Annotated in this window: 20 protein-coding genes and 4 pseudogenes; 13 read left to right on the top strand and 11 right to left on the bottom strand. The window is 56.1% G+C overall.

Going from position 1 to position 23,297, the window contains the following annotated elements; genetic code table 11:
* Positions 1–5: 5 nt before the first annotated feature.
* Positions 6–920, bottom strand: coding sequence for a nitrogen assimilation transcriptional regulator NAC (nac, locus tag BLM14_RS23380; protein ID WP_100002891.1), 915 nt, complete (start codon positions 918–920; stop codon positions 6–8).
* A 257-nt stretch (positions 921–1,177) separates the two neighbouring features.
* On the opposite strand from nac, the gene BLM14_RS23375 reads away from it, so the two are divergent.
* From BLM14_RS23375 to BLM14_RS23355, 5 genes are read left to right on the top strand one after another with little or no spacing between them, the layout of a single operon-like run.
* Complete coding sequence (locus BLM14_RS23375; RefSeq protein WP_100002270.1) at positions 1,178–1,957, top strand: SDR family oxidoreductase; 780 nt, start codon at positions 1,178–1,180, stop codon at positions 1,955–1,957.
* Positions 1,954–2,661, top strand: coding sequence for an amino acid ABC transporter permease (locus tag BLM14_RS23370; RefSeq protein ID WP_100002269.1), 708 nt, complete (start codon positions 1,954–1,956; stop codon positions 2,659–2,661). The genes BLM14_RS23375 and BLM14_RS23370 overlap by 4 nt, the downstream gene beginning before the upstream one ends.
* Positions 2,658–3,416 carry an amino acid ABC transporter permease gene (locus BLM14_RS23365; protein ID WP_100002268.1) on the top strand — a complete coding sequence of 253 codons (759 nt, stop codon included), beginning with the start codon at positions 2,658–2,660 and terminating at the stop codon, positions 3,414–3,416. Before BLM14_RS23370 ends, BLM14_RS23365 begins: the two co-directional genes overlap by 4 nt.
* Positions 3,413–4,177 carry an amino acid ABC transporter ATP-binding protein gene (locus BLM14_RS23360; protein ID WP_100002267.1) on the top strand — a complete coding sequence of 255 codons (765 nt, stop codon included), beginning with the start codon at positions 3,413–3,415 and terminating at the stop codon, positions 4,175–4,177. Before BLM14_RS23365 ends, BLM14_RS23360 begins: the two co-directional genes overlap by 4 nt.
* A 30-nt stretch (positions 4,178–4,207) precedes the next feature.
* The gene (locus BLM14_RS23355; RefSeq protein ID WP_100002266.1) at positions 4,208–5,044 is read left to right on the top strand and encodes an ABC transporter substrate-binding protein; all 837 of its coding nucleotides are present in this window, start codon (positions 4,208–4,210) and stop codon (positions 5,042–5,044) included.
* A gap of 229 nt (positions 5,045–5,273) precedes the next feature.
* On the opposite strand, the gene BLM14_RS23350 is transcribed toward BLM14_RS23355, so the two are convergent.
* From BLM14_RS23350 to BLM14_RS23340, 3 genes are read right to left on the bottom strand one after another with little or no spacing between them, the layout of a single operon-like run.
* Positions 5,274–6,797: a DUF6212 domain-containing protein gene (locus BLM14_RS23350; protein ID WP_100002265.1), complete on the bottom strand. Its 1,524-nt coding sequence runs from the start codon at positions 6,795–6,797 to the stop codon at positions 5,274–5,276.
* Positions 6,797–8,812, bottom strand: a complete 2,016-nt coding sequence (locus BLM14_RS23345) for a glycosyltransferase family 2 protein (protein ID WP_157929591.1) — start codon at positions 8,810–8,812, stop codon at positions 6,797–6,799. Before BLM14_RS23345 ends, BLM14_RS23350 begins: the two co-directional genes overlap by 1 nt.
* A gap of 43 nt (positions 8,813–8,855) precedes the next feature.
* A complete protein-coding gene (locus tag BLM14_RS23340; RefSeq protein WP_100002263.1) occupies positions 8,856–9,878 on the bottom strand; it encodes an NAD-dependent epimerase/dehydratase family protein in 1,023 nt (340 codons plus the stop codon).
* A gap of 222 nt (positions 9,879–10,100) precedes the next feature.
* Between BLM14_RS23340 and BLM14_RS23335 the strand changes: the two are divergent.
* The 5 genes and pseudogenes from BLM14_RS23335 to BLM14_RS23320 all read left to right on the top strand — a co-directional run bounded on the left by BLM14_RS23335 (position 10,101) and on the right by BLM14_RS23320 (position 13,022).
* A pseudogene (locus BLM14_RS23335) lies at positions 10,101–11,526 on the top strand (multicopper oxidase family protein).
* Positions 11,527–11,708: 182 nt separating this feature from the next.
* Positions 11,709–11,996, top strand: coding sequence for a DUF411 domain-containing protein (locus BLM14_RS23330; RefSeq protein ID WP_237143661.1), 288 nt, complete (start codon positions 11,709–11,711; stop codon positions 11,994–11,996).
* A gap of 11 nt (positions 11,997–12,007) precedes the next feature.
* A complete protein-coding gene (locus tag BLM14_RS32470; protein WP_257791439.1) occupies positions 12,008–12,133 on the top strand; it encodes a hypothetical protein in 126 nt (41 codons plus the stop codon).
* Entirely contained in the window at positions 12,130–12,603 is a 474-nt protein-coding gene (locus BLM14_RS23325) for a c-type cytochrome (RefSeq protein WP_100002260.1), read from the top strand. The genes BLM14_RS32470 and BLM14_RS23325 overlap by 4 nt, the downstream gene beginning before the upstream one ends.
* 2 nt (positions 12,604–12,605) lie before the next feature.
* Positions 12,606–13,022, top strand: a complete 417-nt coding sequence (locus BLM14_RS23320) for an SCO family protein (RefSeq protein ID WP_237143660.1) — start codon at positions 12,606–12,608, stop codon at positions 13,020–13,022.
* Here the strand turns inward: BLM14_RS23320 and BLM14_RS23315 are convergent.
* The 6 genes and pseudogenes from BLM14_RS23315 to BLM14_RS23290 all read right to left on the bottom strand — a co-directional run.
* Positions 13,009–13,721: pseudogene (locus tag BLM14_RS23315) on the bottom strand (IS5 family transposase); the annotation flags it as partial. The gene BLM14_RS23320 and the pseudogene BLM14_RS23315 overlap by 14 nt on opposite strands.
* A gap of 71 nt (positions 13,722–13,792) precedes the next feature.
* Positions 13,793–14,476 (bottom strand): hypothetical protein, encoded by a 684-nt coding sequence (locus BLM14_RS23310; RefSeq protein ID WP_100002258.1) that lies wholly within the window; start codon positions 14,474–14,476, stop codon positions 13,793–13,795.
* 910 nt (positions 14,477–15,386) lie between these two features.
* Positions 15,387–16,163: an ABC transporter permease gene (locus tag BLM14_RS23305; RefSeq protein ID WP_100002257.1), complete on the bottom strand. Its 777-nt coding sequence runs from the start codon at positions 16,161–16,163 to the stop codon at positions 15,387–15,389.
* The gene (locus BLM14_RS23300) at positions 16,147–16,977 is read right to left on the bottom strand and encodes an ABC transporter ATP-binding protein (protein WP_100002256.1); all 831 of its coding nucleotides are present in this window, start codon (positions 16,975–16,977) and stop codon (positions 16,147–16,149) included. Before BLM14_RS23300 ends, BLM14_RS23305 begins: the two co-directional genes overlap by 17 nt.
* Before the next feature lie 10 nt (positions 16,978–16,987).
* The gene (locus tag BLM14_RS23295; protein WP_100002255.1) at positions 16,988–17,989 is read right to left on the bottom strand and encodes an ABC transporter substrate-binding protein; all 1,002 of its coding nucleotides are present in this window, start codon (positions 17,987–17,989) and stop codon (positions 16,988–16,990) included.
* A 47-nt stretch (positions 17,990–18,036) separates the two neighbouring features.
* Positions 18,037–19,119: a 4-oxalomesaconate tautomerase gene (locus tag BLM14_RS23290; RefSeq protein ID WP_100002254.1), complete on the bottom strand. Its 1,083-nt coding sequence runs from the start codon at positions 19,117–19,119 to the stop codon at positions 18,037–18,039.
* A gap of 111 nt (positions 19,120–19,230) precedes the next feature.
* Between BLM14_RS23290 and BLM14_RS23285 the strand changes: the two genes are divergently transcribed.
* From BLM14_RS23285 to BLM14_RS32065, 3 genes and pseudogenes are all read left to right on the top strand, one after another.
* Positions 19,231–20,130 carry a LysR family transcriptional regulator gene (locus tag BLM14_RS23285; RefSeq protein WP_100002253.1) on the top strand — a complete coding sequence of 300 codons (900 nt, stop codon included), beginning with the start codon at positions 19,231–19,233 and terminating at the stop codon, positions 20,128–20,130.
* Positions 20,131–20,931: 801 nt separating this feature from the next.
* Positions 20,932–21,151: pseudogene (locus tag BLM14_RS23280) on the top strand (GNAT family N-acetyltransferase); the annotation flags it as partial.
* Positions 21,136–21,276: pseudogene (locus BLM14_RS32065) on the top strand (IS6 family transposase); the annotation flags it as partial. The pseudogenes BLM14_RS23280 and BLM14_RS32065, both read left to right, overlap by 16 nt.
* A gap of 84 nt (positions 21,277–21,360) precedes the next feature.
* Here the strand turns inward: BLM14_RS32065 and BLM14_RS23270 are convergent.
* Entirely contained in the window at positions 21,361–23,238 is a 1,878-nt protein-coding gene (locus tag BLM14_RS23270) for a potassium transporter Kup (protein ID WP_237143659.1), read from the bottom strand.
* Positions 23,239–23,297: the final 59 nt, after the last annotated feature.

Here is a 23,297-nt window from a genome sequence, read left to right as displayed (position 1 = left end):
TGCCATCAACCGCGCGGCGGCTTCAGCCGCGCGGTCAACTCGATCAGTATGTCCCTTACTGCGATAGCGGGTTCCGAGAGCGGTGTGTGATCGGAAACGCAAAGCGAAAGCGTTTCTTCGATCCGCGGCGAGACCATTCGGCAGACCAGCGGCTCGCTCGATTCCGCAATGATCCGGTCGGCGATGGCCTTGGGCATGATTGTTGCCCCAAGACCGATGCTGACGGCCCGTGTCAGTGTCCTGACGATTTCCACTTCGCCGACGACTTTCAAGTTGGTTCGGGTTCGCGTGAAAGCAGTGTCGACGGCGCGCCGGACGAAATTGTAGGCTGGTGGCAGCAGCAGCGGAAGGCTGTCCAGCGCGGTGATGGAGACGGGCTTGTCATCGGCCTCGATCGCGAAATCCGGGTGTGCCACCAGAAAGAATTCCTCGCTGAGCAAAGGCTCGAAACGAACGCCCTTGATCGGTCCGGAACCATGGATCAACGCCATCTCCAGACGGCCATTCATGATCATCTGGCTGTAAGTCTGGCCGACACTTTCGGTAAGATGGAGAAGGATACCGGGGTGACGCTTGCGCGTTTCCGCCAGCAGATCAATGGAGAGCGTGGCAGCGCTGCTGAAGGGCACGAGCCCGACCGAGACGCGGCCGGCGAGCGAGTTTCCGGCCGCTGATGCATCAGCCTGGGCCTGATCCATCTGGCGCAGGATGATCTGGGCATGACGATAAACAGCATGTCCAGCATCGGTCATGCTGACGCCCTGCTGGCTCCGGTTCAAAAGCTTCTGGCCGAAATGCTCCTCCAGGGACGCGAGTTGCTGGCTCAAAGCGGGTTGAGCCACATGCAATATATCGGCGGCTCGCGTTATGCTGCCGGAATCGACGATGACGATAAAGGATTTGAGCCGTCTGGTGTCCATTTTGACGCAATCGATCCGATCATGTTTTTGGCTATCGTACATGCCTTGGGCGATTTTGCAAATCGGAAAATACAATAAGAATCATACGCTTACAGAAACGCGTGCCGATCGCCTTACCAAATTATAGGACCTTTAACAGCCAGCAATTGCACAATCCTTAGACGTCATAAGGCCTGCTTATTGCTCCACAAATAATCGGTCTTAGGCAGAGCCTTGAAGTTCCACTAATGTTTAATAAAACAACTGGGGAATAAGAAATGTCATTTTCCGATTACAGGACAGCGCTGGTTACTGGCGCCTCTTCCGGTATTGGTGCGGCTATCGTGGAGCGGCTGCGTCGGGAAAATATCGAGGTTCACGCCTTGGCCCGCAGCGCCGAACCACTGCAGAAACTTGCAGAAAAGACCGGCTGCATCCCTCATGTGATTGACGTGACAAATCGGGCTGCGCTTGCCGAACTAACGGCCCGGATTGAGTTCGATATCCTGGTCAATAATGCCGGCGTCGATCGTCCCAAGAAATTCCTGGAAGCCGACGAAGGCGATATCGATCTTCTGGTTGACGTTAATCTCCGTGCTGTCCTGCATCTCTGCCGCATGGTCGTACCGGGCATGGTCGCGCGCGACAATGGCCATGTGATCAACATCTCCTCGATTGCGGGCGCTTATAATTTTGGCGGTAACTCCTCCTATCATGCGACGAAGGCGGCCGTGAGCATGCTGTCCAACCAGCTGCGTCTCGATGCCTTCGGCAAAAGGGTGCGTGTCACAGAAATATGCCCGGGCCGGGTTGCGACCAACATTTTCGCGCATGTCCACGGCGACGACCCATCGATCCGCGAACGCTTCATCGACGGCTTCGAACTGCCGCAAGCCGCTGACATCGCAGAGGCCATCGCTTTCGCCATCGCCGCGCCCATTGCCGTCAATATCGGCCACATGGAGATCACGCCGACCCTCCAAGTGATGGGGGGCCTTCAGACCGCCAAACCGGCAACGCCGCTTGCCGCGCCTTCCCCCAAAGGATTGAAGCCGTGAAAGGTTTTGATCTCTCAGCCATCCTGACCAACCCGGAATTCATCGCGATGCTCCTGCACGGTATCGAGATGACTTTCGTCATCGCGATCGGCTCCTGGCTCCTGGCGATGACCCTGGCCATCCTGCTGCTTGCGCTTCGCTTCTCGCCCGGCCGCTTCGGCAATGCCTTTGTCGCCGGCTATGTCTCCTATCATCGCAACGTTCCGACGCTCGTTCAGCTGATGCTGTGGTACTTTGGCATCTTCACGCTGTTGCCGGACTGGCTAACCTTTTGGCTCGCAAGCCACAATGCCGAAGCGATTTTTGCGATCATCGGGCTCGGCCTTTGCCAGGCCGCCTACTTCAGCGAGGACTTGCGATCCGGGCTTCGCTCGGTCAGCCCGGGACAAATGGAAGCTGCGCGGGCGCTCGGTCATGGTTATTTATCGGCGATGCGCTTCGTCCTGATGCCGCAAGGGGTGCGCAACGCATTGCCGCCGCTGATCAACCACAGCGTTTCACTCTTTAAGAATAGCAGTCTGGGCGTCGTCATTGGCGCTTCCGAGCTGACGCATGCGGTCAAGGAGATTGAGAACCTCAGTTTCCGTACCTTCGAGATCTACCTGATTGGAACTGTGCTCTATCTGTTCTTTTCGCTCCTCATCATGGCCGGAGGTGCCTATCTGACCATGCGCGCCGATCTAGCCACGAGGGGACGCGCATGATCAACGATATCATCGCCATTATCCGAGATTATTGGCTTCTGCTTTTGATCGGGCAATATCCGAACGGTCCGTTGGGCGGGCTTGCCAACACGCTGATCCTGTCGGCGTTGAGCATTGCTCTTGCGTTTCCTCTCAGCATCTTGCTGGCGCTGGCGCGCCTGTCCAAATGGCCGTTCCTGCGCTGGCCGATTACGGTGCTCGTCTATGTGACGCGTGGCGTGCCGCTGCTGATGCTCATCCTCTGGAGCTATTTCCTGGTTCCGCTGCTTACGGGCGCTGATGTTCCGAGCTTTGTGACGATGCTGACGACGCTCGTCATCTATCAGGCCGCTTTTCTCAGCGAGGTCGTGCGGGCAGGGATCGTTGCACTCGGGCAGGGGCAGATGGAAGCCGCCAAGGCTCTGGGACATGGCTATTTTGGTGCGATGCGCTTCGTGATATTGCCTCAGGCGCTCTACAACATGATCCCAAGCATTCTGTCCACCTTCGTTTCGACGATCAAGGATACGACACTCGGGTATGTCATCAACGTGCCGGACCTCACCTTCGCCGCAAGCCAGGTCAACAACCAGCTCCTCACGCAGCCCTTCCAGGTTTTTCTCATTCTTGCGCTCATCTATTATGCGATCTGCTGGTCGTTGACCCATGTCGCCTATCGTCTCGAGCGAAGGATCACCCGCAGGCGTGCTGGCCTCACAGGCGTCCGCCCAGCCGCCGTGATCGCACCGGCCAAAATCATATCGGAGCAGCTATGACCGCGTCAGAATCGCCTCAGGATACGCATGCGATCCGCATTTCGAATGTCTCCAAACGATATGGCGACTATCAGGTCCTAAAAGACATCGACGCCCAAGTCGCCCGAGGCGAGGTGGTGGTCATCTGTGGACCGTCCGGCTCAGGGAAATCTACGTTGATCCGCACGATCAATCGTCTCGAGGAGATCAATAGCGGTTCGATTTCCTTCAACGGTCAAAACATTCACGCACCCATGAAGACGCGCGAGCTCAACCAGCTCCGCAGCCGGATCGGCTTTGTCTTTCAGAGTTTCAACCTGTTCCCGCATCTGTCCGTGGTCGACAACGTCTCGATGTCGCCAATCCGGGTAAAGGGGGTGGCTCGCGATGTCGCTCATGACCAGGCTCTGCGCCTTCTCGACCGCGTCGGGCTCGCTGACAAGGCCAACGCTTATCCGAGCCAGTTGTCTGGCGGCCAACAGCAGCGTGTAGCGATTGCCCGTGCGCTTGCCATGGAGCCTCCTGTCATGCTGTTCGACGAGCCGACGAGCGCACTCGATCCAGAGATGGTCGGAGAAGTTTTGGCCGTCATGAAGAGCCTGGCTGCCGACGGCATGACCATGCTGTGTGTTACCCATGAAATGGGCTTCGCCCGCGATGTTGCCGACCGGATCTGGTTCATCGACGCCGGCCAGATCATCGAAATGGCGACGCCGGAAGAATTTTTCACAAATCCGCGCCATCCCCGCGCTCAACGATTTCTCGCCGATCTGCGGCACTGACGCCTAAACAACAACCAAAGGAGAACAGCTATGACCATGAAATGCATCGTGCTCAGTCTCGCTATTGCTGCGACCGCCGCGATCGCTCCCGCTGAGGCGGACCGGCTGGGCGACATCATGTCCGCCAAGACGCTTCGCTGCGCGACGTTTGCCGATGTGCCACCTTTCGCCTCTCCGGATCCGGCGACCCGTGAAATGGCTGGCTTCGACGTTGATCTCTGCAATGCAATTGCCAAGCAGCTTGGTGTAAAGGCCGAGGTAAAGCCGGTCTCCGTCGAGGCCCGCGTCCCGGAGGTCAAGCTCGGCCGCGTCGACATTACGGTGGCAAATCTTGCCTATACCCAAAGCCGCGCCGATCAGATCCAGTTCAGCGATCCGTATTACCTCGCCAAGGAAATGCTCATTGTTCCTGCCGACGATCCTGGCCAGACAAAGGCTGATTTCACCAACCAGCGCATCGCATCCGCAAAGGGTTCTACGTCGGAAATGTCAATCAAGCTCAATAAGTCCGAGCCACTGACTTTCCAGGACACAGCATCGGCCTATCTCGCCGTTCAGCAGGGTAAGGCTCGCGGCATGGTGGCCAATACGATGACCACGACAAAGTTCGTCAACGAGTCTCAGACCAGGGGCAAGAAGATGCGGATGATTCAGGATCCGATGCTCTTCCAGCCAATCGGCGTTGGCATGGCCAAGGATCAACCGGCACTGACCGCCAAGGTCAACGAAGCTTTGCATTCGCTCGATGAGTCAGGCGAGATCAACAGAATCTGGGACAAGTGGCTAGGCCAGAACACCGAATACAAAATGACGCGAACAGACAAAGTTGTTCCGATCAGCGAACTGAAGTTCACGCCCATCCCGTGATCCCCGGCTAAGTTGCTTATCTGAAAATCAGAGCGTCGAGGCGATGACACTATCCCTGGATGCGAGAGTCTGCCACAGTCGGTCAGGGGCGCTGTCACATTGTTTGAAGTATAGGGGGTGCGAAACCGCGAGCGCGCCCTTTTCAGGCAATCTGGCCGCTCACAGTCTTCCATTGCGCCATGGCTTGCAGGCGATGATAGAGCCGAAGCATGTCATAGAAAATAACCAGTCAGGGCTCGCACAGCATGATCGGGGACGCGTTCCAGGCCGATGCAGCGTGAACTTCGGCCACAAATCGGCTGAATACGATGCGTCCATGGGGTGGTACCGGCCCCGGTTTTGGCAAACGGGTAAAAAGATGTACATCAACAGGTTCGTTGTGCACGTCTGGAAGGCGAACAATCAATCTCGATGGAGTCAGTGGTTCGGTCAATTCGACCCAGTCAGCGGCCGCAAGGACTCCTTCACCTCTCTCAGCTGCATCCGCTTCTACGCCTCTCGAGGTCACGACAACCCGAGTACCAAGATAGCGCGTTTCACAGCGCCGATCGTCGATGAATACCTCACAGGAAATCTCGATAAGGCCACGGGTTGCAGGTAATCGTATGACCGCGGCGGAGGGGATTGCCTTCAGAGGGCGCAGAAGCACTTTTCCGCGCTCCATATAGCCGAATACCGGATAGGGGGCTGTCAATTCGCGCGTCAATCGCACCGTCTCGACAAGCGAATCTGGAAGCGGAACTTCAAGCGCAGCCAATTGGTCATTCACAAGTTCTCCTTCGAACTTGTATATCTCCACGCCCGGCAGACCACCCCATAGTTTTAGTGCCAGCATTTGGGCTAGCAGTTGGGAACTTCGCCCAGCATTCGCTTGAGAATCAAAACTAAAGCGGGACAGAAGACCCGCTGGCGTCGCTGCAATTTGTGGCGCCGTGGCCCCGGATTCGCTTTCAGTCCAAATATGAAGTTCCAGTGAATGCGACGATGCCGCAGATGCACTCTGCAAACGAAATGGAATCCAACCGGGACAAAGGGCGTCAAACGCTATTTGCCCTTTTGCCAACACTGCGCCAGTGTCTCGTGCCAGGAGTTGTGCGAATAGGTTCCCGCGGCCAGTACCCACATCGATAACATTGAGGTCAAATCCAAGCAGCCCGCGCGCACCGATAGGCAATGGCTGGATGATGCGCGATTCGATCGATATCGAGACGTTGTCCGGAGTGTCAGCGTTGCTAAAGATCAGTCGCGGCGAAGCGAGGCGTAGATTTGTAAGGAGTTCCTCGATCTCTGCCGGGATCCTGACGTGATTGAGCCAGCTTTCACGCAGAACTGCCAGATCTCGCATCAAGGCAAGGTTCATGTTGCCCAGCCTTTGTGCTTCCCGCAATGACCGGGCGAGGAGCAGTTCCATTACTGCCTTCTGACTTCCCTTCACAATTGGAGCGTCCAAATCTTTGCCACCGGTGTTTACGTACCAAGTCTTCAGCGCGTCCAGAGATGTGTCTTTTACGGAACCAGGCGCCCAAAACGCCCACACATTTGACGGCGGCAAATCGAACGAATGAATGTCCTCTTTGGGATGACCAACTTCTTCAGCCTGGACTAAAATGAAATGATCATCGTCGACCAGCTGAAATACGTACTGATCCAAAGGAAGTTCGTAATCCGGTTGCGCGGAATCCAGCGTGAGAATGATTATCTTCGGATTGCCATCATGGAGTTTTGATAACATATGGGTCGGCGCGCGCAGCATCAGGATATGTCCGCTGTGATGAACTCATCGGCTGAGTTAATGACGTCTGACCAGAGGCGCAGTCGTGCTTCCGGAATCCCGAATGCCCTACAGAGGTGTGCCGTTTCGATATCGGGAAGGATAACGGCACTATAGGCTTGTTCGAAGGCCGAGCACGCATTGATCTCGGCGCTCGTCACTTTGCCAGTACAACATCCGAGCAACGCCCAGGTCTCCACTTTCAATCGCCTAAGTGAACCCATCAACGAATGCGATAGGCCACCGTCCACACTTACCACTCGATCATAAGTTGCGAGGGCACCAATGGCTTCGTTCATATGCCTTGGCTCCAGTCTCGACATCAAGCCAGCCTGATAAGTATCAGATTTCACTCCGGACAAGAGGTGCGGTAGAGGCATCGTAATAATCTGCGAAAACGCAGATCGAGCGGCAATCTCGGGACAAGCTGGCGCGAAAAGGAAAAGGTGCACAATAAACCCCTCGAAATGGAGAGCTTGTGCGAGTTGTTGGGCAGCGGTCAATTTCTCAGCACCTGTCGAGTTCAAGATTAAGGCTGCATATCGTTTCCCTTGCTCTACACCGGAAGGAAGAACTGACGGCAGATTGAATAGTTCTGGATATACATGGCGCGGCAATGCAGTTTGAGCGCGGTAGCGGTCTAGGGGAAGCGCATCCCACAGCCCGTGCCGCGCCAACTCTGCCACTTCGACGATTCCGCGGCACAATGTTTGGAGACTGTCGTGGCTCTGATCAACCTGATCAGGAATCGCCGCGCCGGAATATTCAATATGCAACGGCAGATAGTGATGCTGTTTTCCGCTCGGTGTCCCGCTGTCACGGATATCTGTCGCTCCCGAGAGCGCATAACGAACAAGTTCGGAACACTCGATGGCCAAGATCGCCTCGCGCCAAGCACCAGGCGACCGATCTTTGTCGGTGTCTATTCCCTTGGTCCAACAAATGGAAGGCTTGGTTGCGATGCGGTGCCGGACCGAACATGCGACAAAAGTGGATCGCGACAGCGCGCACTCCAGCGTCCACAGGACACCCACGAGCTGGCCATTCGCCAGAAATGCGTCGAAAAGAGAACAGTTCATGGCGATCAATTGGCCTGGGCATGAGCCGTACGCGGGCCGCTGGCCCGCCTGAAGGAGGCGTATGATAAATTCTTTACGTGTCAGTTTCTCTATATGATCAGCAACAGTGAAGCAGCTCACACTGTCGGTGTCGGGATGATACACTGCGTAGCGAGATCGAGCATCCGCCTCCAAGGCGAGAACATTGCGCGGATTGTAGAGCCGCGGATGACGGTGGCGGATATAACGCTTAATTGAATCGAAGTCCCGTTCTGCAGCAACCAGCATGCTTTCGCCGCGCCTTCGATAGGCAAAACCCGTATCTGCAACATGGACGCCTCGAAACCCTTTTTCCATGCCTTGAAGCCAAAATTCCCAATCCTCGACGCCTTGACGCATTTCGGCATCAAAACGGATTCCGGCGTCCAGCATTCGGCGCGAAACCATGCTGCCGGCCTCGCAAAAATTGCGAAACAAATGCTCCAATGGCGAATAGGGACCGGATGTATCCGCATGTTCTGCAAAACCGAACTTGCTCACATCCGGATATGCCCATCCGACTTCCGGGCCGGACGAGCGCAGTGCGCTAAGGAGACGCTGAAGAAGATGAGGGCCGATCCGGTTGTCGCAGTCGAGAAAATAAACGGCCTCCAGCTGCGAAAACGCTGCAAGCGCAAACTCTATTCCGCAGTTGCGGGCTGAGCTAAGGCCCCCATTGCTCTTCGATAGGTAAAAGACACGCTCCGGAAAACCGGAGGCGAAGGTCTGACACACATCGTGTGTTTCCGTTGTTGGACACCCGTCGTTGACGATGACGATGGAATAATTGAAATCGGCTATCTGATTCAGTGCGGTATGCAGTGTTTCACAGGTAAGCCAAGGCTGACCGTAAGCTGGAATAATAACAGCAACCCGGGTATCGGCAACGGCGCGTTTCAAGTTTTGGCTTCCACGCCAATGCGGATAGACCATTCAAACATACTTAAAGCGTCCAATTCTTGAGTTGTGGAACGTCTTGGGACTGTTTGCAGCTATCGCGCGCGGTATTTAGATTTGACGCAATGCTACCTGCTCTCATCCACTTGATGCTTCGACGCAGACCTTCATGCCAGTTAACCATTGGTCGCCATGGTGTTTCACTCTGAATCAACGATATGTCGAGGATATTCCTCGGAACATCCACCGTGCGGCCTGGATGATGTAATCTTTCAATCGCCCCCTCGTTTAACACCAACTCTATGTCATGAACCACCTGGTTTACAGTCAGACCTATTCCGGATCCAACGTTCATGACCCTGTATGAGCCATGATAAAAGCAACCATAAAGCATTGCCGCCACAACATCGTCCACGTAGACAAAATCGCGTATAACCTGACCGTCTCCCCATATCTCTACACGTTCCTGCAACAGGGCACGACGGATTGTTGTCGCAACAAGTCCTTGCCTCCGGTTCCCTCGTTGGAAAGGCCCATATATATTCGAGATACGGCAGATATGATATTCGAGACCATACAGCCGATGAAACAGGGCTAGATATTTCTCAATCGCAAGTTTGCTGATACCGTAGCCGGAGATTGGCTCGGTTGGCGACGACTCGGGGATTGGGACCTGCGAGGGAATACCGTAGACAGTTCCACCAGAGGAGGAGAAAACAACCTTCTTGACTCCTTCCTCGCAACAGACTTCAAGCAACCGCACCGTGGAAAGAACATTCGCCGCTAAATCTGCAGCAGGGTCCCGGTTAGAGTCTTCCGGAATCGTAGCGCTGATTAAATGAAAGACAAATTCTTGCCCCCTTACGGCGTGCCTCAAGGTCCGAACGTCGTCGAATAGCCCCGAGATCCATTCCACGTCCTGATGAAGCGAGCCCCGGGGCGATAGGGTGCGTCCATAGGCTGTCACCGTTGCCCCACACGCGACCAATGCATTGCAAAGATTTATTCCAAGCACGCCGCTTGCTCCAAGGACAAGACACCGCCGCTCTTCAAGTTCAAAATTTTTCATCGGCGCCCGCCTTTCGGAGTTATCTTCCTGCACTGATCACTGGGAATTGGGCATTTTTTGGCACATGGTTATTCAATACATCTATCTCACTAGGGAGCTTGCAAGCGGCCAGCTGATGCGAACTCTTCCCGGTTGTTGGGTTATTTATCGTCCTGATCGTGTTGTTGGTGACGAACAATCAACCAATTATGGGCGATTATTTCATGGGATACTACACACAGCCTGAAAGGTGAGTATGACAAGAACGAACAGAAGCTGATCTCACTCAAGACGAGTAAATACTTCGCCGCAATTCCGGCAGCCGCAGGATTTGAGCTTGCCGTTATGGCGGCCGATGTTGCAGCTTCACCGGCAGAAGAAATAGCCGGCCGCAGCGGTCTGCCCGATCCGCCTCCGCCAAGGCGAGCGCCTGCGCGTCGCGGTTGACAACGCCCTTGCCGAAGAAACCACTATCCACTGGCACGGCGTGCGAGTTCCAAACGCGATGGACGGCGTGCCGCATCTAACCCAGACGCCGATTGGGGCAGGCGAACGTTTCCTCTACGAATTCGACGCGGTCGACGCCGGCACCTTCTGGTATCACCCGCACCAAAGGAGTTCCGAGCAGGTCGGCCGCGGGCTTTATGGCCCGCTGATCGTCGAGGAGCCGCAATCGGTGCGCGCCGACCGCGACGTGACCTGGATGCTCGGTGACTGGCGGCTCACGAAATCGGGCGCAATCAGCGAGGATTTCGGCAACCGGCACGACATCCACCACAATGGGCGCGTCGGCAACACGGTGACCATCAACGGCCGCGTGCCGGACGGTTTTGCCGTCAGGAAGGGCGAGCGCATCCGCCTGCGGCTGATCAACGCCGCCAACGCCCGCATCTTCAGCCTCGACTTCGCGGGGCACGAGCCGATCGTGATCGCGCTCGACGGCCAACCGGTCACGCCGCATGCGCCGGACAAAGGGCTGGTGGTGCTTGGACCGGCGATGCGTGTCGACCTGATCATCGACATGACGGGCAATGCCGGCAGCCGAGCTTCGGTCACGGATCGGTTCTATGAAAGGCTGGAATACCGGCTCGTCGATCTTGTCTATGACGGCACGCCACTGAGGGAGCGCGCACCCGACTGGCCGCTCGCCCTGCCTGCAAATCCGCTGCCGGAACCCGACCCCGAAGCCGCGTCCCGCAACGAGGTCGTCTTCAACGGCGGCATGATGGGCGAAATGGTCGCGCGGGAGATGGGTGAAAGTCTGGGCGCGCGGGGCGGCATGATGGGCGATATGAATTCGATGATGGGAGGGATGATGCGGATGATGAACTCCAGTGCCGCCTGGTTCATCAACGGTGTCGCCGCCGACGGGGCCAGCCACGACATGAAGCCGATGCTGACGTTCGAAAAGGACAAGAGCCACGTCATCGCCATGACCAACGCGACTGCGTGGTATCATCCGATCCATCTGCATGGTCATTCGTTCCGGGTAATTTCCCGTAACGGCAAACGCACCCTTCATCGCGAATGGCAGGACACGGTGCTGATTTCGCCGCGCGAGAAGGTCGAGATCGCTTTCGTCGCCGACAATCCCGGCGACTGGATGTTCCACTGCCACATTCTCGAACACCAGGCCGGCGGCATGATGGCTGTCTTCCGCGTCGCCTGACCGGCCAACAATCTGAAAGGAGAACCTAATGTCCATTATTGTGAAAGCCCTCGTCCTCGTCTCGGCCCTATCGGCCGCCTCACCGGCGCTAGCCGGCGAAAAAGGACGCCACCCTCTACAAGAGCCCGGAATGCGGCTGCTGCGAGGGCCATGCCGACTATTTGCGCAAAAACGGGTTTAACGTGACCGTCAGGCCGACACATGATCTCACAGCCATGAGCCGCGCGGCCGGTATTCCGGACGACGTCCAGGGCTGCCACCTGTCCATGATCGACGGCTATGTGGTGAGCGGCCACGTACCGATCGGCACGGTCAACAAGCTCTTGACCGAACGGCCTGACATCAAGGGCGTGACGCTGCCCGGCATGCCCATGGGTTCGCCCGGCATGAGCGGCACGAAGGAAGGACCGTTCGAGATGCTGGAAATCAAGAAATCCGGCGGCGTCGGCGGCGTCTACGCCAAGGAATAGGAACCCGTCCGATGATGGAAGGCATGAGCGGCACAATGATGTTCGGCATGGGTCTGGTGTGGCTGCTTGTCGTAGTCGTGCTGGCTCTTGGGGCGGCGGCGCTCGTCAAGTACCTGTACTTCGGCGGCGGCAAATGAGGAGAACGTCTGTCCTCTTCTCGATGCTCGGGATTGCCGCGGCGGGTTTGGGACTGGCATTGGCATGGCCCTGGCTTGCCAGCGAGACAGCGGGCGGCGACGCCTCTGCCGCCACAATCGCACTCGGCAAGACGCTTTATGCCAAGCGCTGCGCCTCCTGTCACGGTGCCAGGCTCGAAGGGCAGCCCAACTGGAAGAGGCTGCTGCCTTCGGGCCGGATGCCGGCGCCGCCGCACGACGCATCCGGCCACACTTGGCATCATCCGGACGGCGTGCTCTTCCGCATCACCAAAGAAGGGCCGGCGGCGGTCGTTGGCCGGGGTTACCAAAGCGATATGCCGGGCTTCGGGAATGTCATGAGCGACGACGAGATCCGGGCCGTGCTCGCCTTCATAAAGAGCACTTGGCCGGAGCGGGAGCGGCAGTATCAGGCGGAAATGAGCCGCCGGGAGCGGGAGAAGACGCAGTGATAGTGATCGTGCGCCTCTCAGTCCCTTCAGTCAGAAAGATTCGTCCTATGAAAGCCAACCCATTTCTTCTCACGCTTTTCCCCTTGCTGCTCCTCGTCTCGCACGCCCTGGCTCACCATCCGGGCGCTGATCTCGACACGCTCATGGGCAGCGAGGAGAAGTTCTTCCAGGTGATCGACGAGCCGGCCGCGCCGCCCTTCGAGCTGGCTGACGCAAATGGCAAGACGATTCGTCTTTCCGATTTTTCCGACAAGGTCGTGGTGCTCTATTTCATCTTCGCGAGTTGCACCGATGTATGCCCGATCCATTCCGAGGTGATCGCCGACATTCAAAAGAAGATCAACGCCACGCGGCGTTGGTGCGCGGATATGAAATCGAACGCATTTCGGCTTTTGATGTTGTCGGTTATGCCTGCCTGACTTGATGCCGGACAGACTCCGGGCGTCCACACGCCAGCATGCGGTTGAGAACGATGCAACCGATGGCAACTTCGGTCTGCTGAGCGGCGAACGAACGAGCCCGCAAGCGCGATCCGATCAGTCCCTTGTATCGTCCGATGGCGGTTTCGATCAGAGCACGCTTGCCATAACCAGTGGCCGCCTGCCATTTCAGCCGACCATTTCTTGCGATCGCCGCGATGTGCTTGTCCCGTTGACCGGGTGGTCCAGTGTCACCGCTTTCCACTGCCGTCGAACGGGGTGGAATAACGACGATCACGGTGCTGCTATGCCGCAGAATCGTCTGATAGGCCGGCTTTCCATCATAGGCTCCATCTGTGAAGGATCATCCGTGTTCTGGTCTGTCAGTCTATGAGCAATGATTTCGCCACGATTGGCATCCACTGCCAGATGGAGTTTGCGCCAGTTGCGGCGTGATCTGGCGCCATGTTTCTCCTCCAGCCACTGTCCGGCGCCGTAGACTTTCAATCCCGTGCTGTCGACCAGCACATGCAGCGGGCCGTCCGGCAGAGGCCGGTTTCGTCTGGCTGGCAACTCCCACGTCCGTGCCCGGCGGCTCAATGTCGTATGATCGGGAACTGGCAGGTCAAGTCCCATGAGATCAAGCACCGAGCTCATAAACCCCTCGATCTGGCGCAGCCGCATTCCGAAGACGCAGCCCGCCGGGCAGTGGCTCAATAAAAAGTGGCCTCCAAAGAGGCCACCCTGAACCCGTTGATTGGCCTGAGTGATCAGATACCGCGCAACATCTTGCAAAGCGATACAAGCCCGCTGTCATAGCTCATCGCATTTGCCGACACATCGCGGCAGCGCACTTTCATCGTCGCGCGCTCGGCTGCACTCAAGCTGGCCAGTCGGGCCGATATCACACCGGGATTCAATCCAGGGGTCGCAGGATTGACAGCCGTACCCGGATTGGTCACCCCCGAAATGCCGGGGCTGGTTCCGCTGCCGGGATTAGTACCACTGCCAGGATTGATGACGGCATTGCCGATGCCAACGCCAGCGCCTGCACCCAACGTATTGCCGACGCCAACCCCGGCCCCGGCACCAATGCCGCTTCGGCTACCGCCGATCGCGGCGCCCGCTCCTGCGCTTACGCCGCTTGCGCCGCCAACATTTAAGCCTCCGCCCGCCCTAACGCCGTCATTGACGCCAGCGCCCAAACCAGCGGAAACACCACTCCTCCCGCCGACATTCGCTCCAGCACCGACCGCAGTCCCCTTGGATCCACCGATCGAGGCATCAGCACCAGCCTTAACGCCGCCCAGGTCTGCACCGACCCCGAGACCAAGGCCGCCATTGCGCGAGCCACCGATTGAAATGCCACCCTCGGCAAACGACGGACCAGTAAGTGCTGCTACGATGACCGAGCATGACAGTAACACAGTAAGTTTCGTTACCAGTGTGGCCATTCTGTTCTCCCTACCTTCTAAGAGACCTAGTGTAAATACAAATGGCAGTCAGGGAGACAATATCCATCATTTCAATCCAAATAGCAAGTAAGAGTTACAATGGTCTAAATCTATGTAATTATTGCTGAAGTTTACTGGAGTAAAAACCGCAAGAAGTACTTGTATCACCTGCTGCCAGATGATAACGCATTTTTACTCATACTCACGCATTCGTTACAATTTTATTTAATTCTATAACTTCCTCTCCACTTTGGAGCTCCCTACTTTATAACATTTTCCAAGCTCGCGCTCGAAAATTTCTTTGGACTGCAAGTCGCAACGTTTGAAGGAGCGAAAAGGTTCAATCGCATACGTGCGCAGATGTGGTTGCGCGCTCGTATCGGACGTCGCTGCCGGTGCGAGCCTCTGGACCATGAGGTGCGGTTAGCGAGACGCTGGCAACGCCCAGCTCACTGTCGTTCAGAACAAAGTTGAAGTGGGCAAAGAAAAAACGGTAGTGTGGGTAATGGCCAGTGAAGCGGCGACATAAGGACAAAGGGCAGGCTCACTGCGAAAGTGAATTCACATGACAGAGGTTCAACTTTTCTTGCTGCTTATTCTTGCGATTATAATACTGGTCATGGTGGCTTTGGTGTTTATTTGGAGACGCAAGGATTAGAATCTGTGCGTGCCGATGCTCTGCCAGAGTTAGGATCACCACTTGACCCTGAAACCGACCGTTCCCTTGAGAGCCGTACTAAGGCTTATCAGTGTGTTAGCTAAAATTGTAGACTTTTGGGCACCAATCAGAAACCGAAGAATCTGCTATTATCGGCATTTTCAAACGAACAGTTGTTGACTGAATATAAATTTGTACAGGTGGCCGCTTCATGTGGCGGCCACCGTTTAAAGCCTGCATCGTCTATTCCAATTAAGCCGCCCGTTCCTCCGAGGCATTTGGCCGCCATTTAATCAGGCGATTTTCCACCACATCCAGTATTCGGTCGATCACGAGAACGAACACTGCCAGGATGATGATACCGGCGAAGACGCCGACGGCATCGAAATTGCCTTCTGCCTGGGCGATCAGGTAGCCAAGGCCCGCCGACGCGCCAAGATATTCGCCGATAATCGCACCGACCACTGCAAAGCCGACAGAGGTGCGCAAAGAAGAAAGAATCCAACTTGCCGCTGCCGGGAAATAGACGTGGCGCAAGAGCTCGGACCGCTTGGCGCCAAGAATACGGGCGTTTGCCAGCACCACCGGGTTGACTTCACGCACACCCTGCATCGCGTTGAAGAATGTAATGAAGAAAACGAGCGTCACAGCGAGCGCAACTTTCGACCACAGGCCAAGACCGAGCCAAAGCACGAAGATCGGAGCAAGCACGACGCGCGGGATGGCGTTCAAGCCCTTGATAAAGGGGTCAAGAATGCGAGCGGCACTACGGCTAAGACCAAGCCAGACGCCAGCAGCGACGCCTAGACCCGTTCCGATAACATAGCCCAGAACGGTTTCCGTCAGCGTGATCGTCACATGGCGATAGAAAGTGGGATCAATGACCCAACTGATGATCTGGTTGAAGATGTCCATAGGCGCAGGGAAAAAGAAAACATCGATGATGCCAACGGATACCCCGAGCTGCCATCCGCCAAGGATGACAACAAGCAAACCCAGTTGGATAAATCGTTCAGTCGCGACGTTCATAGCTCTTCTCCACTTCGCCGCGCAGCGACGCCCAGATATTGCGATATAGATCCATGAAGCGCGGATCCAGTTTGATTTCGGCGACGTCGCGGGGACGCTCAAGATCGACGGGGAAGCTGTTGATAACCCGGCTGCGCGGTCCGGCAGCCAACACAGCCACCCGGTCGCCGAGGGCAATCGCTTCCTCCAGATCATGCGTAATCATGACCACGGCCCTGCGTTCCTCCTGCCATAAGCGCAAAAGCTCGTTCTGCATCAGATGGCGAGTATGGATATCGAGTGCCGAAAACGGTTCATCCATCAAAATGACCTTTGGACCGCTGATCAATGCCTGGGCCATCTGGACACGCTTTCGCTGACCGCCTGAAAGCTGATGGGGGTATCGCTGTTCGAATCCCTTGAGACCCACTTTGGCGAGCCACGCCATCGATCGTTCACGACGTTCCAATGTGCTTACGCCCCGAAACAGCAGGCCAAGTTCAACATTCTCGATAGCCGTTTTCCACGGCAACAGCGCATCCTGTTGGAATAGGTAACCGATATCATTCTGAATACCAGAGACGCGATTGCCATCGATCGAGACGCTGCCGCTGGTCGGTTTAAGAAGCCCGGCAATTGCGTTCAGTATCGTACTCTTGCCGCATCCCGTCGGCCCGACAATGGCAAGGAATTCTCCATCCGCCACCGTCAGATTGACGCCCTCTACCGCAACAAAAGTTCCGAAGGACATTGTCACGGAGTCGATGGAAACCATCGCCTTCTTTTGTTGCGGGGCGGTTTCCTCCACCACCGGTTTTACCACTGCCAGAGCCATGGCCTCCTCCTCAGTTCGTGCTTTTGCGCGGCGCTTTGTCGACGAAAGCATTGGTGTATGTTTTCTTCAGATCGATTTCCGTTGCGGCAACCTTGTCGTTGAAACTCCTCAGAACAGCGAGCGGGGTTTGAACCTCGGCTTCGTTGAAGCGCCCATCCACGGAGAAGATCGGCTTGGCATTCGCGACAGCCTTCACGTAAGTTTCGCGGTCACCAGATATGAAGGCTTCGGGTAGTTTTTGAACAATCTCCTCAGGTGAACTGCTGTTCATCCATTCCAGTGCCTCAACTGTCGCGTTGACGACCTTCTGGATCGTTTGCGGATGCTCATCAATATAGGCTTGCGTGGCATAGAGAACTGAGGTCGGATAGATGCCGCCGTAAATCTCCTTTGCGCCGGCATCGCTGCGCGCATCAATCAGGATCTTGCCAACGCCCTTGGCCTCGATGAATGTGGCGGCGGGATCATAATTGACCAGCAGATCAACTTTTCCCTGTTCGAGGGCGGCAACCGCCGCCGAACCGGAGCCGACGCCGATCAGCGAAACATCATCCGCAGAAAGCTTGTGGCGCTGCAAATAATAACGAACGAAGAAATCTGATGAGGAGCCCGGGGCGGTAATGCCGATTTTCGCGCCCTTGATGGTCTCAGGCTTTGCCGGGTCAAATGTTGAGTTCTTGCCGCCTGCAAGTACAAGACCGGAATTGCGCGCTAGTAACACAATACCCACGACGTCCTTCCTTTGAGCCTGCATCTGGATCGTATGATCGTAGAAGCCGACGGCTATGTCTGTGGAGCCTGCCACAAGCGCCTGCAAGGTCTTGGATCCGCCCGAGGCGAAATTCTCGACGGTGACTTCGAGCCCTTCCTTTTCATAGAGACCAAGGCCCGATGCTACGGGGAACGGCAAATTGTTCAGATTGTAAGAGCCGACGCTGATTCTGACGGGATCCGCAAAGGCCGATCCGGCGAATACGACAGTAGCCGCGAGAGCGAGCATTAGTTTACGCATGGAATTTCCTCCCTGATGTGCGGCGCCCTCCCGGCAACCGCTTCTGATTATGCCGCGCAAACCATTTGCGCGATAGGTTTTGCAAAGACCTGGCCCTCGAACAGACGGCGGGCTGTACGCAGTATGCCTGCGCATGTCTTGCCGTCTCGGGAGTCCAACTTTACCTCCAAGCGTCCGCTTGGATGTTCGAGAACGAGAACGACGGGGGGCTTGCGTCCGCCGATGAGTCTGGACGCAACGGTGTTGTCAGTGATGCAGGCCGTAGCAATACCGACGGCCCCTGTCGTGGCGAGAGAGGGATGGCACTGATGCGGCATGAAATAGCGCACATTCAGATCGCCGCCGGCTTTTGGCTTCGAGATCAGTACCGGTTTCGGGGCAACCTGTGTGGTTACGTCGCCCATACCCATACGCTGGCCCGCCTGCAGCCTCAATTTTTCCAGCCGCTCGAGGAGAGCACTGTTTGCATTGAGCTCCGTCGCCGTTTCATAACCGCTTGCCCCGATGGCCCCGGCCTCAAGGATCATCATTGGCATGGCGCAATCGATACAGGTCACCTCTATGCCGTCGATCGTCTCGCGAGGCTGTCCGGTGGGGAAGAGCCTGCCAGTACGAGCACCGGCGGCATCCATGAATGTCAAGGCGATCGGCGCGGCGTGGCCGGGAACGCCGTCAATCGAGGCATCGCCAAGATAGGCGACCTGGCCCTCTGGCGTTGGAACCTCCGCCTCGATAAGCTTGCCCGTATTCACATTGTATATCCGCACCCGCGTCACCGGTCCCGTTACCTTGACGAGGCCGGCTTCGATAGCGAAGGGACCGACAGCGGCGAGCATGTTGCCGCAATTGGGCGATGTGTCGACCATTTGCTGATCGATGCGCACCTGGGCAAAGAGATAATCGACATCCGCCCCCAATACAGTCGCCGGTCCAACAATGGCAACTTTGCTCGTGACGGGATTGCCACCGCCGATGCCGTCGATTTGTAGCGGATGACCGGAACCCATTATGGATAACAGAATCTGGTTGCGCTGGCGCGGATCTGAAGGGAGGTCCGACGCCAGGAAAAACGGGCCTTTGGACGTACCACCTCTCATCAAGACACAGGGTATACGAATGAGGTCATTCATGATTTGCCGCTCTTTTATTCATGCGCCTGACAGATCAATCTGTCGATTTCTTGCACTTTGCGGTAAAGTGATTGATATGTGAAATGCGAAGATTCGGAGGATTGATGTGTTATGAACATCAATTGTGAGATACTTGACCTGCGAGCCTTTCTGGGTGTCGTGGAACTGGTGAGTTTTCATCGGGCTGCCGAGGCGCTCAATCTCTCTCAGCCCGCGCTCAGTCGGCGCATCCAGAAGCTGGAAATGGCAATCGGCGCTCCGTTGCTAGAGCGGACGACACGGCACGTCTCTTTGACAGCATTGGGGACGGAATTACTTCCACTCGTTCGCCGCATGTTGGAAGAATTCGACGGTTCGCTGTTCGCTGTCCGCGATGTCGGCGTCAATCGGGGCGGTCTGGTCACGATTGCCTGCCTTCCGACCGCTGCGTTTTACTTCCTGCCGACGGTCATCCGGCAGTTCAATGAAGAACATCCCAATATCCGCTTCCGTATCCTTGATTTACCTGCGACCGACGGCTTGCAGGCCGTTGCGCGGGGTGAGGTGGAGTTCGGCATCAACATCATGGGTACGTCCGATCCGGATTTGACGTTCGAGCGTCTTGTCGAAGATCCGTTCGTTCTCGCGGCGCGGAAAGATCATCCGCTTGCGGAGAAAGCGGAAGTGGGGTGGGCTGACCTGGAACCTTACCATTTGATCACGGTTCACCGGTCAAGTGCGAACCGCACACTTCTCGATGCTGCTTTGGCGAAGTCCAGCATTAAGCTTCGATGGTTCTATGAAGTAACGCACCTTTCGACGTCCCTCGGTCTTGTCGAAGCTGGGCTCGGCATATCTGTGCTGCCGCAGATGGCAACGCCCCAAGGGGAACACCCTTTTCTCATTAGCCGCCCGATACGCAATCCGGCAATTTCAAGAACAATAGGCGTGGTGAGGCGTCGCGGAGGGACCTTGTCGCCGGCTGCAGAGCGATTCCTCAATATGCTAATTGGTACCTGGTCCGAAAGGTGAGTTCGAGTCTGGCAAGGTATGTGTGAATCAGCATCGAATGCGTAACCTCGAGCTGACTGCCATTTTGGTACGTCGGAAGCAAATGTAGACATTCTACAATTGGTTCAGTACCGCCATCGGGTAGAGGTCGTACCCGTATTGGTTGGCACTTCCTTTTTTCGTGGACCGCTCGGACGGGACAGTTCGAGGCCTGCAGTGCCCTGGCGGGGCCAATGTGTGTAAAGCCAGCGCTACATTGGACTTCCGCAGTTTGTGACGGCTGGCAAGCCGTTACAAACTGCGGAAGCGGTGTGCCTCCAAGATCTACCTTCTTGCACGATCCATTCCCGTTATGTGCTCCCAAAATCGCATAACGTCTCGTCTGGAACCGCACGTAAGAGAACTGCATTGAGTGGGTCTGCAGTTCAGTTCCCTTCAAGGCGAGGGGGAGTTAAAGTGGGTCCTAGAGCAATCATTGAGCTGTTGTACTTGAATGACCGAACTGGGGACGAGAGCGGACGGGCAGCCTACGGAATGACATCGATCAGAAGCGGCCATTCCGTATCGACCTTGAACAGACATTCTAACGACTTCTGTCAGCTCCTGAAACCGGGCATTTAAACACGTCACGCGTCAGCACCGGGAATTTGTTCTGATCTGTAATTGTTACCCCATCTAGGCGGTCACTCCCAAGCGGGCGACTTCAGTTGCATTACCTGTGAACCAGCAGCAACTGGTATCGCTCCTCCATCATCCGGGTTACGATGCATAGCTGAGAACGGGCGCGGTCGCCGCGTCGGACCACCTACTCAGGAGGGCAATGTGAAATCGCAGACCGTGAGAGTTATGGCCGCGGCCGAGGAAGATCTGGCGGTCGAAACGGTCATGCTGGCGTTTGCCCATGGCGCGATGGACCTGGCCGCATGCACACCAGTACGTTGCGGCGATGCCGCGAATGATCCGGGCGTTCGGGAGCAGCGCGTTCTCTAACGGAACTGCCTTTTGCACCGACGGCTACGCCGGAGCTTGCAGCGGTTTATCTCGATCTTCTCTACCGTCCGCAACCTCTTCGTTCCACCCCACTCACAACGTTCGGCATGCCAGATTTATCTCCACCGCCTGAATGCCATGGCAGAGTGGAAAGCCATGGCAGAAGCACTCGCCTGAAATCAACAGGGCGACCATCCTCTTGACCTGAAAATTTAACCTGACATCACCGCCTCAACCTAGCTACAAGAGCGTGCCGTCCGATCAAATAGTGACCTGGGTGCCAATCTCCACCACACGTCCTGTGGGGATCTGGAAATATTCGGTGGCGTCGCTTGCCGAGCGCGCGAGGGCGATGAACAGCTTGTCCTGCCAAAAGGGCATGTCGGAACGGGGGGACGCTCTCAACGAACGACGGGACAGGAAGAACGAGGTCGTCATGATGTCGAATTTCCAACCCGCTGCTTTGAAGATCGCCAAGGTTCGAGGGACATTCGGTCTTTCCATGTAGCCGAAGGTAAGGGTGATCTGCATGAAGCGATCGTCAATCGGTTCAATGCGCATTCGGTCGCTTTTCCTGACGACGGGCGAGGGGGCAGTGACCACGTTGAGTATCACATTGCGTTCGTGCAATACCTTGTAGTGTTTCAAACTGTGCATCAGCGCAACGGGCGTGCTTTTCGGGTTACCTGTCAGGAAAACCGCAGTGCCGGGTACGATTGTTGGGGGACTCTGTGCCAATTTGGTCGAAATCAGCTCAAGCGGCACGTCGCCTTGCCCGATCTTCTTTTGTAGCTGGCGGCTGCCTTTCACCCAAGTCGACATGATCAGCACGATCAGGATGGCGATGAGAAGTGACGCCCATCCGCCGTCGATGACCTTGATGAGGTTCGCTCCGACGAAGGTGATGTCGATGATGAGGAAACAGGCTGTGGTGAAAGCCGCCACCCAGAATCGCCATTGCCAGATGCGGGTCATGACGATGAATAGCAGTGTCGTCGTGACCAGCATATTGCCCGTCACCGCGATGCCGTAAGCAGCTGCCAAATTGGTGGAGCGCTCGAACCCGAGAACCAACAGGACGACTACAAGCCCAAGGAGAAAGTTGATGCGAGGCAGGTAAACCTGTCCGGATTGTTTTTCTGATGTATGTGCGATGTGGAGCCTTGGCAGAAGATTGAGCTGCACCGCCTGCCGCGAGAGCGAGTAAGCCCCCGATATGACGGCTTGACTGGCAATGACCGTCGCGGCGGTTGCCAAAATCACCATAGGCAACAAGGCCCACGGCGGAAACATTTCGAAGAAAGGATTTTTCGCCGCTTCACCATGGGCGAGCACGAAGGCGCCCTGGCCGAAATAATTCAGGAGCAGACAGGGAAACACGATCCACATCCATGCCGTCGAAATCGGCCGTCGGCCGAAATGACCAAGGTCAGCATAGAGAGCTTCCGCTCCGGTTACGGCAAGAAACACCGTACCGATCGTGGCGAAGGCCGTGCCTTGGTTGCGGACGATATAGTCGAATCCGTAGTGCGGGTTTACGGCTGCAAGAACACTGAGATCGTCGAACACATGCCACAGTCCGAAGAAACCGAGCGCAAGAAACCATGCCAAGGTAATTGGCCCAAAAAAGAAGGCCATGCGGGCTGTGCCGTAGCGCTGCACCGAGAAGAGGGCCAACAATATGGTGATGGTTATGGGAACGACATACGGCGTGAAAGCCGGAGTGACGATTTCAAGACCCTCAATCGCGGACAGAACGGAAATCGCCGGGGTGATGACGGCGTCGCCATAGAATAATGCGGCGCCCACAATGCCGATGCCAAGGATCAGGCGGGGCCGTGTTTTGTAACTCTCCCGGGCGAGTGCCATAAGCGAAAGAATTCCCCCTTCGCCATCATTGTCGGCGCGAAGGACAAACAGAATATACTTAACCGTGACGATCAGCGTCAGAGCCCAAAAGATCATGGATACAATACCGAGCACATCTGCTCTTAGCAGAGAGCCATCCGTGGACGCCGCGTGCAGGGCTTCGCGAAAGGCGTAAATCGGACTCGTGCCGATATCGCCGTAGACAACCCCCAAAGCTCCCAGAACAAGGACGGGGTAGGTTTCTTTGTGGACTGCATCGGGATCGGACAAATTGTTTCTCAGTTCGTTCTCAGTGGCAGGCTGGGCTCCACTAGTTGCATTCGTGGCGA

The organism is Phyllobacterium zundukense (assembly GCF_002764115.1).
In the GTDB taxonomy this organism is placed as follows: Bacteria; Pseudomonadota; Alphaproteobacteria; order Rhizobiales; family Rhizobiaceae; genus Phyllobacterium; species Phyllobacterium zundukense.
Note: the sequence above shows the minus strand (reverse complement) of the source record. Positions and strands in the feature narration are given on the sequence as shown.

Bases quoted from the DNA above. Each gene is read 5' to 3' on its own strand.
- nac (WP_100002891.1), bottom strand. From the start codon at position 920: ATGGACACCAGACGGCTCAAATCCTTTATCGTCATCGTCGATTCCGGC.
- BLM14_RS23375 (WP_100002270.1), top strand. From the start codon at position 1,178: ATGTCATTTTCCGATTACAGGACAGCGCTGGTTACTGGCGCCTCTTCC.
- BLM14_RS23365 (WP_100002268.1), top strand. From the start codon at position 2,658: ATGATCAACGATATCATCGCCATTATCCGAGATTATTGGCTTCTGCTT.
- BLM14_RS23360 (WP_100002267.1), top strand. From the start codon at position 3,413: ATGACCGCGTCAGAATCGCCTCAGGATACGCATGCGATCCGCATTTCG.
- BLM14_RS23355 (WP_100002266.1), top strand. From the start codon at position 4,208: ATGACCATGAAATGCATCGTGCTCAGTCTCGCTATTGCTGCGACCGCC.
- BLM14_RS23350 (WP_100002265.1), bottom strand. From the start codon at position 6,797: ATGCTGCGCGCGCCGACCCATATGTTATCAAAACTCCATGATGGCAAT.
- BLM14_RS23340 (WP_100002263.1), bottom strand. From the start codon at position 9,878: ATGAAAAATTTTGAACTTGAAGAGCGGCGGTGTCTTGTCCTTGGAGCA.
- BLM14_RS32470 (WP_257791439.1), top strand. From the start codon at position 12,008: ATGATGGAAGGCATGAGCGGCACAATGATGTTCGGCATGGGTCTGGTG.
- BLM14_RS23325 (WP_100002260.1), top strand. From the start codon at position 12,130: ATGAGGAGAACGTCTGTCCTCTTCTCGATGCTCGGGATTGCCGCGGCG.
- BLM14_RS23310 (WP_100002258.1), bottom strand. From the start codon at position 14,476: ATGGCCACACTGGTAACGAAACTTACTGTGTTACTGTCATGCTCGGTC.
- BLM14_RS23305 (WP_100002257.1), bottom strand. From the start codon at position 16,163: ATGAACGTCGCGACTGAACGATTTATCCAACTGGGTTTGCTTGTTGTC.
- BLM14_RS23300 (WP_100002256.1), bottom strand. From the start codon at position 16,977: ATGGCTCTGGCAGTGGTAAAACCGGTGGTGGAGGAAACCGCCCCGCAA.
- BLM14_RS23295 (WP_100002255.1), bottom strand. From the start codon at position 17,989: ATGCGTAAACTAATGCTCGCTCTCGCGGCTACTGTCGTATTCGCCGGA.
- BLM14_RS23290 (WP_100002254.1), bottom strand. From the start codon at position 19,119: ATGAATGACCTCATTCGTATACCCTGTGTCTTGATGAGAGGTGGTACG.
- BLM14_RS23285 (WP_100002253.1), top strand. From the start codon at position 19,231: ATGAACATCAATTGTGAGATACTTGACCTGCGAGCCTTTCTGGGTGTC.